At 72.2% G+C, this 6804-nt stretch carries 8 protein-coding genes; 1 reads left to right on the plus strand and 7 read right to left on the minus strand.

What is annotated here, in order from left to right; all coding sequences use genetic code 11:
• Positions 1–78: 78 nt before the first annotated feature.
• The 4 genes from murQ to D7X55_RS33160 form a co-directional block, all read right to left on the minus strand.
• Positions 79–996 carry an N-acetylmuramic acid 6-phosphate etherase gene (gene murQ / locus D7X55_RS33145; protein ID WP_120549949.1) on the minus strand — a complete coding sequence of 306 codons (918 nt, stop codon included), beginning with the start codon at positions 994–996 and terminating at the stop codon, positions 79–81.
• 23 nt (positions 997–1019) lie between these two features.
• Complete coding sequence (gene rpmB / locus D7X55_RS33150; RefSeq protein ID WP_014398134.1) at positions 1020–1211, minus strand: 50S ribosomal protein L28; 192 nt, start codon at positions 1209–1211, stop codon at positions 1020–1022.
• A gap of 104 nt (positions 1212–1315) precedes the next feature.
• A complete protein-coding gene (locus D7X55_RS33155) occupies positions 1316–2836 on the minus strand; it encodes an NAD(P)-binding protein (protein ID WP_121725152.1) in 1521 nt (506 codons plus the stop codon).
• Positions 2837–2936: 100 nt separating this feature from the next.
• The gene (locus D7X55_RS33160) at positions 2937–3626 is read right to left on the minus strand and encodes an HAD family phosphatase (RefSeq protein WP_121725156.1); all 690 of its coding nucleotides are present in this window, start codon (positions 3624–3626) and stop codon (positions 2937–2939) included.
• 83 nt (positions 3627–3709) lie between these two features.
• Between D7X55_RS33160 and D7X55_RS33165 the strand changes: the two genes are divergently transcribed.
• Complete coding sequence (locus D7X55_RS33165) at positions 3710–4777, plus strand: enoyl-CoA hydratase/isomerase family protein (RefSeq protein WP_121725153.1); 1068 nt, start codon at positions 3710–3712, stop codon at positions 4775–4777.
• On the opposite strand, the gene D7X55_RS33170 is transcribed toward D7X55_RS33165, so the two are convergent.
• The 3 genes from D7X55_RS33170 to purM all read right to left on the minus strand — a co-directional run.
• A complete protein-coding gene (locus tag D7X55_RS33170) occupies positions 4778–5296 on the minus strand; it encodes a DUF523 domain-containing protein (RefSeq protein WP_233610219.1) in 519 nt (172 codons plus the stop codon).
• The gene (gene purN, locus D7X55_RS33175; protein WP_121725154.1) at positions 5293–5958 is read right to left on the minus strand and encodes a phosphoribosylglycinamide formyltransferase; all 666 of its coding nucleotides are present in this window, start codon (positions 5956–5958) and stop codon (positions 5293–5295) included. The genes D7X55_RS33170 and purN overlap by 4 nt, the downstream gene beginning before the upstream one ends.
• Positions 5955–6804, minus strand: an 850-nt coding sequence (gene purM, locus D7X55_RS33180; protein ID WP_121725155.1) for a phosphoribosylformylglycinamidine cyclo-ligase, incomplete at its 5' end; no start/stop codon positions are given. The genes purM and purN, both read right to left, overlap by 4 nt.

Consider the following 6804-nt stretch of genomic DNA (forward strand, 5'->3'; position numbering starts at 1 on the left):
CCCCAAGTCTAAAGGCCAGCCCCCACGCCCGCCGGGACCCGGCCTGGAGGGCAGTCCATGTGTCCGGAAACGACGCCGTCAGGAGGACGTCCGCCTGGCTTTCGGACGTTCGAGCCCTCGCAGGCCCGCATCCTTCAACCGGCGCCGCGCCTGGGCCGCTGGAAGCCCCGTGAAGTGCATGGCCAGCGCCAGCTTCACGTTGTCCCCCGCGGCCTGGAGCAGCGCCTCCGCTTTCGCCGGAGGCAGGTCCGTCAGCTCCGAGACCATCCGCGCCGCGCGGGCCCGCAGCTTCGTGTTCGTGGGGCGCACGTCCACCATGCGCCCCCGGTACACGTGGCCCAGCGACACGAAGGCCGCGGTGGTGATGGCGTTGAGCACCAGCTTCGTCGCCGTGCCCGCCTTCAGCCGCGTCGAGCCCGCCACCACCTCCGGCCCCGTGAGCGCCAGCACCACCGTGTCCGCGCGCATGCCCGGCCTGGGCGGGTTGCAGCACACCAGCACCGTGCGCGCCCCACGCTCGCGGGCCTCGTCCAGCGCGCCCCGGACGTACGGCGTGGAGGCGGACGCGGAGATGCCGCACACCACGTCCCGCGCCGTCGCCCGGAAGGCCCGTACGGCCCGGGCTCCCGCGCCGGCGTCGTCCTCGGCGCCCTCCACGGCGCGCGTCAGGGCCTTCCGGCCGCCCGCGATGGCCGCCTGGATCCGCGTCGCCGGGACACCGAAGGTGGGGGGACATTCGCTCGCGTCGAGCACGCCGAGCCTGCCGCTGGTGCCCGCGCCCACGTAGAGCAGCCGGCCGCCAGCGCGCAGCGCTTCCGCCACGGCCCGGGCCGCCGCCGCGATGGACGGCAAGGCCTCACGGACCGCGCGCAGCGCGATCAGGTCTTCTTGATGCAACCGTCGGACGACCGCCTCGACAGGGAGGAGGTCCAGGTCATCCGCGCGGGGATGGAGCCGTTCGGTGGGCGGAAGCGCGGACTTTCGAGCGCGCGACATGCCCACCGGATGGCTCCCGGACTTCAGGCGGCCTTGGTCACCTTGCCCGCCTTGATGCAGCGGGTGCAGGCCAGGACGCGCTCGATGCTGCCGCTCACGTTCGCGCGCACCTTCTGCAGGTTCGGCAGGGTCCGCTTCTTGGTCTTGTTGTTCGCGTGGCTGACGTTGTTACCCACCAGCGGACGCTTCCCACAGAGGTCGCACTTCCACGCCATGACTGCTAACTCCTTGAAAACTGGGGCGTTCGACAGCAGCCCATAAAAGAGCGGCGGACCCTACCAGAAACAGGCCGGAAATCCAGCCGGATCCGACCCGGGACCTATCCCTTGAGCGGATCCTTCTTCTTCAACATGTCCTGCACCAGCTTCGCGGCGCGCATCCCCGCCAGCAGCTCGCCCTCCAGGCCCAATCCGGGCAGGACCTCGCGGCCGGCCAGGATCACGTTCTTCGCCGGCGTGCGCTGCTTCAACCCCGTGACGCCCAGGAAGGCTTCCGTTTCGAAGCTGTAGAGCGGGTGGGGCATGAGCCGGCTGCCGCGCACTCCCCCGGCGTCCAGATAGGGGACCGAGCGCAGCGCGCGGTGCTGCTTCGTGAAGGGCATCAGCCGGTCCAGGTGCTCGTCGATGCGCGCGGCCAGCGCCCGGAGGTGCTCCTCGCCCTCTTCGCGCGCGGTGGCCGGGACGAAGGCGCCCGCGCACACCACGCGCACGCCCTCCATGTCCTTCTGGCCCGAGCCCCCGGTGGTGCGCGCCGGGTGCTGCTGCACGAGCAGCGGGCCCAGCTCCGCGTCCTGCGTGTCCACGAGCACCAGCTCGCCCATGCCGCGCGGGAGCGCCGCCTCCGGCACGACCCAGTTCACGCTGAAGAGCAGCGACTTGATGTTGGACTGATCCAGGTGCTCCAGCAGGCCCCGGTTGTGCTTCTTGTCCGTCACCAGCCGGCGCAGCGCCCCGGAGTCCGTGGCCGTCACCAGGCACGACGCGCGGTACAGCGTGTCCGAGCGGACGAGCTTCACGCCGGAGAACTTGCTGCCGTCGAACGCCAGCTCCTCGACGATGAAGCCCGCCGGGTTGTCGCGGCCCAGCACGTCGCCGCCCAGCTCCGTCAGCCGCCGGGTGAGCACGTCGCGCAGGGCGTCCATGCCGCCGGGGTACGTGGACGGTCCGGTGAGCACCTGGGACAGGGCGCGCGTGTGCGCCAGGGGCGCGGTGGGCTTCTCCAGGTGCACGAGGAAGGGCAAGAGGCCGCGCACCAGCGACAGCGCCGGCTCCTCCCCAGCGAGCCGGGGCGGGGCGTCCAGGCCCGGGTGCTCCTTGATCTGCCCCTTGAGCTTCCAGCCCTCGAAGAAGCCGTCGGGCGGCAGCTGGGGACCTTCCTTGAAGAAGGCGTCGGTGGCCTCGTGCTGCGCGGCGCTGCCCGCGAGCGCGCCCTGGATGCCCTCGCCGGCCTCGCCGAACTCGCGCGTCAGCTCCGCGCGGCGGCGGGCGGCGTCTCCCCTCAGGTCCACCCGGTTCCTGGGCAGCACCAGCTGCAGCTCCGGCACGTGGGGGCGCAGCGCGCGGCCGATGGCGGTGGACAGGCCCAGCTCGTTGAGGGCCTCGTCCACGGCGGGCATCGCCTTGAGGGGCGGCGCGACGAAGGGGGCGTAGGGCAGCACGAAGCCGTCGTGCTCGTAGCCGGGGCCCATGCCGTCGTGCTCCACCAGCAACACGCGGTGGTTGCGCTTCGCCAGGAGCGCGGCGGCGAGCGCGCCTCCGACCTGGCTGCCCAGCACGATGACGTCGTACACGTGCCGGGACGGGCCCGAGGGGAGCTTGAGTTTGGCGGCGGACGTCGACATGGCCGCCGAACACTACACAACGTCACCGCGTCTGGCGCCCTTTTGGCGTCCCGGCTTCCAGGGGGGCGGCCCGGCGGGGTGGGGCGCGCGAGCCCCCCTCTCAGGCCCTGGAGCTGAACAGGCGCGCCAGCAGCTCCGGGGGCAGCGAGTCGAAGTCCGGCGCGGTGTAGTGGGCTCCGGCCTGCTTCAGCGCCTCCGCGGTCGTGGTGGTGGTGATGCCCACGGTGACCATGCCGGCGGCGCGCGCGGACAGCACGCCGTTGATGGCGTCCTCGAAGGCGAGGCACGACTCCGGGGGGACCTGCAGTGCCTTCGCCGCGGCCAGGAAGATGTCCGGCGCGGGCTTGCCGCGCGTCACCTGTTCGGCGCCGACGACGGTGGTGAAGAGGGGCCGCACGGCGAGCCCGTCCAGCACCAGCTCGCGGTTGCCCTGCGGCGCGGCGGTGGCCACGGCCAAGGGCAACCTCGCGTCTCGCAGGCGGTGGAGGAAGCCCTCCGCGCCCCGGTGCAGCGCCAGGTAGGGCCGGTAGATGGCGCGGTAGTGGGACTCCTTCTCCTCGGCGAGCGCGTTCAGCTCCGCGACGGAGAGAGTGCGGCCCAAAAGCTGCGGCAGGATCTCTTCGTTCTTCTTGCCGGCGAACTCGTTCTGGAACCGTTCCGCGGTCAGTCCCTCCAGCCCGAGCTTGCGGGCGAGCGTCACCCACGCGCGGTTGTGGAAGTCCATGTTGTCGACGAGCGTGCCGTCCATGTCGAAGACGGCGGCGAGCAGGGGGGCGGCTGCGGGAGTCATGTTCTCCCCAATACCGATTTCCGCCGCCATGTCACCCCTGAATCTCCCGTGCGAGCCCCTTCCAGGCTGATATCCCCCACGGCATGAGCGACGACGTGCTGCTGGAGACGCGGGGCGCGGTGGGACTGGTCACCCTGAACCGGCCGAAGGCCCTCAACGCGCTCTCCCTGGAGATGTGCCGGGCGCTGCATCCCCGGCTGGACAGCTGGGCGGCGGAGCCGTCGGTGAAGGCGGTGGTGATCCGGGGCGCGGGCGGCCGTGCCTTCTGCGCGGGAGGGGACGTGCGCGCGGTGGCTGCTTCGGTCGCACGCTCGGATCCGTCGCTGTCGCGTGAGTTCTTCCTCGCCGAGTACGCGCTCAACCACCGGATCCACCACTTCCCGAAGCCGTTCATCGCGCTGGTGGACGGGATCTGCATGGGCGGCGGGTTGGGGCTGTCCGTGCACGGGGCCTTCCGCGCGGTGACGGAGAAGCTGTTGCTCGCGATGCCGGAGACGGCCATCGGCATCTTCCCGGACGTGGGTGGCGGCTGGTTCCTGCCGCGCTTCCCGGGCGAGGCGGGGACGTACCTGGGGCTCACCGGCGCGCGGTGTGATGCAGCGGATGCGCTGTGGCTGGGCTGCGCGACACATCGGGTGGACTCGTCGAGGCTGGAGGACGTGGTGGGCGCGCTGGTGGCCGCGGATTGGAGCGGGCCGGGGCGCGAGGTGGCGGCGCGCGTGCTCCAGGGCTTCCATCAGGACGCGGGGGCTTCGGGGCTCGCGGCGCGGGCGGAGGTCATCGACCGGTGCTTCCAGGGGGACCGCGTGGAGGACATCCTCGCGGCGCTGGAGCGCGAGGGGACGGCGTGGGCGGAGGAGACCCGCGCGACGCTGCTGCGCATGTCGCCCACGAGCCTGCGGGTGACGCTGCGGCAGCTGCGCATCGGGCGTGGGCAGGACTACGACGCGACGGCGCGCATGGAGTACCGGTTGAGCCAGGCGCTGACGCAGCGGCCCGACTTCCAGGAGGGGATCCGCGCGGTGCTGGTGGACAAGGATCAGAAGCCGCGCTGGAGCCCGGCCACGCTCGCGGAGGTGAGCGACGCGGAGGTGGAGGCGTGCTTCGCGCCCCGGCCGGGTGACGAGCTGGAGTTGCCCACACTGGGCTGACTACAGATCCTCGTCGCTCACGACAGTGCGCCCATCCGCGCGCAGCAGCGCGGTGGTGATGCCTTCACCGGGGCGCAGCACGCCTGACTCGTAGACGCGCTGGCTGCCGCACGACGGGCTCTTCTCCTTCAGGAGCGCCACCGTGGCGTCGAAACGCTGTGCGGCCTCCAGCGCCTGACGAGCACCGTCCTGGAACTCGGGGGTGCGGTCCTCGCGCGTCTCCCGCGTGAGGGCCCGTGCACGGCCGGCCCAGACGTCCACGCCCGTGCCGCCCGCCAGGTCCACGGGAGGCCGTGGAATGCCCAGGCCCGCGGCGGCCTCCGGGCACATGGGGATGACGGCCTTTCCCTCCAGCGCCGCCAGCACGCGCTCCGAACGCTGTGAGCGCCCGTCGTAGCGGCACGCCTCGCCCAGGAGACACGCGCTGACCAGCACCGTGGGTGCCGCGCGCAGGGCCTCCCGGCGAGCATCACGGGCTGACGCCTCGCTTGGATCCGACGGCTCCACCGGCTTCGTCACCTCGGGGCACCCGGGCTGCGAAGCGCCGTGCCGTCACCGGTCACCCGCGCGTCCACCTTCGTGCGCGTCCCGTCCAGCGTCACCGCGCCCGTCACCGCCAGCCTCACGGCCAGCGGATACAGCCGGTGCTCCTCCGCGAGGATGCGCGCGCTCAGGCTCGCCTCGTCGTCCTCCGGCAGCACGGGGACGGCCGCCTGCGCGATGATGGGGCCCGTGTCCGTGCCCGCGTCCACGTAGTGCACCGTGCACCCGGCCACCTTCACGCCGCGCTCCAGCGCCTGCTTCTGTGCATGCAGGCCCGGGAACGCGGGCAGCAGGGAAGGGTGGATGTTGAGCACGCGCCCCGGAAAGCGCTTCAGGAAGTCCGCGCTCACCAGCCGCATGAAGCCCGCCAGGCACACCCACTCCACGCCCGCGTCCGCCAGCACGCCGAGCACCGCCGCCTCGAAGTCCGCCTTCGCCCCGAAGCCCTTGTGGTCCACCACCTCCGCGCGCACGCCCGCCTTCCGGGCGCGCTCCAGCGCGAACGCCGTGGGCACGTTCGACAGCACGCACGCCACCTCGGCCGGGTAGTCCGCCTGCCCGGCCGCGTCGAGCAGCGCCTGCAGGTTGCTCCCGCCGCCGCTGACGAGCACCCCCAGCCGCGCCCGCCTGGCGCTCATGGGTCGATGACCGCCGTGGCCTCGCCCTGGCCCGCTTCCACCCGGCCCACCTCGGACGCCTCCACGCCCCGGGCGCGCAGCACCTCCAGCGCCTTCGCCACGTCCTCCTTCGCCACCACGACGATGAGGCCCAGGCCCATGTTGAACGTGCTGAACATCTCGTCGCGCGCCACGCCGCCCGTCTTCGCGATGAGGTCGAAGATGGCCGGCTTCTTCCACGTGGACTCTTGCAGCACCGCGCGCGTCCCGTCCGGCAGGCAGCGCGGCAGGTTGCCCGGGATGCCGCTGCCGGTGATGTGCGCCATGCCCTTCACCTTCACCACCTGGCACAGCGCGAGCGCGTCCTTCACGTAGATGCGCGTGGGCTCCAGGAGCGCGTCACCCAGCGGCCGGTCCAGCCCCGGCGGCGTCATGTCCAGGGGCAGCTTCGCGTCGTCCAGCAGCACCTTGCGCGCCAGCGAGTAGCCGTTGCTATGCAGCCCCGATGACGTCAGGCCGATGAGCGCGTCCCCCGGCTTCACCGTCTTGCCGTCGATGATGGCCGAGCGCTCCACCACGCCCACGCAGAAGCCCGCGACGTCGTACTCGCCCCGCGCGTAGAAGCCCGGCATCTCCGCCGTCTCCCCGCCCAGGAGCGCGCACCCCGCCTGCTCGCAGCCCAGGGCGATGCCCTTGACCACCTCCGCCGCGGCGTCCACCTCCAGCTTCCCCGTGGCGAAGTAGTCCAGGAAGAACAGCGGCTCCGCGCCACAGGTGAGGATGTCGTTCACCGACATGGCCACCAGGTCGATGCCCACCGTGTCGTGGCGCCCGGCGAGGAAGGCCACCTTCAGCTTGGTGCCCACC

The organism is Corallococcus sp. AB049A, from assembly GCF_003668885.1.
Lineage (GTDB): Bacteria > Myxococcota > Myxococcia > Myxococcales > Myxococcaceae > Corallococcus > Corallococcus interemptor.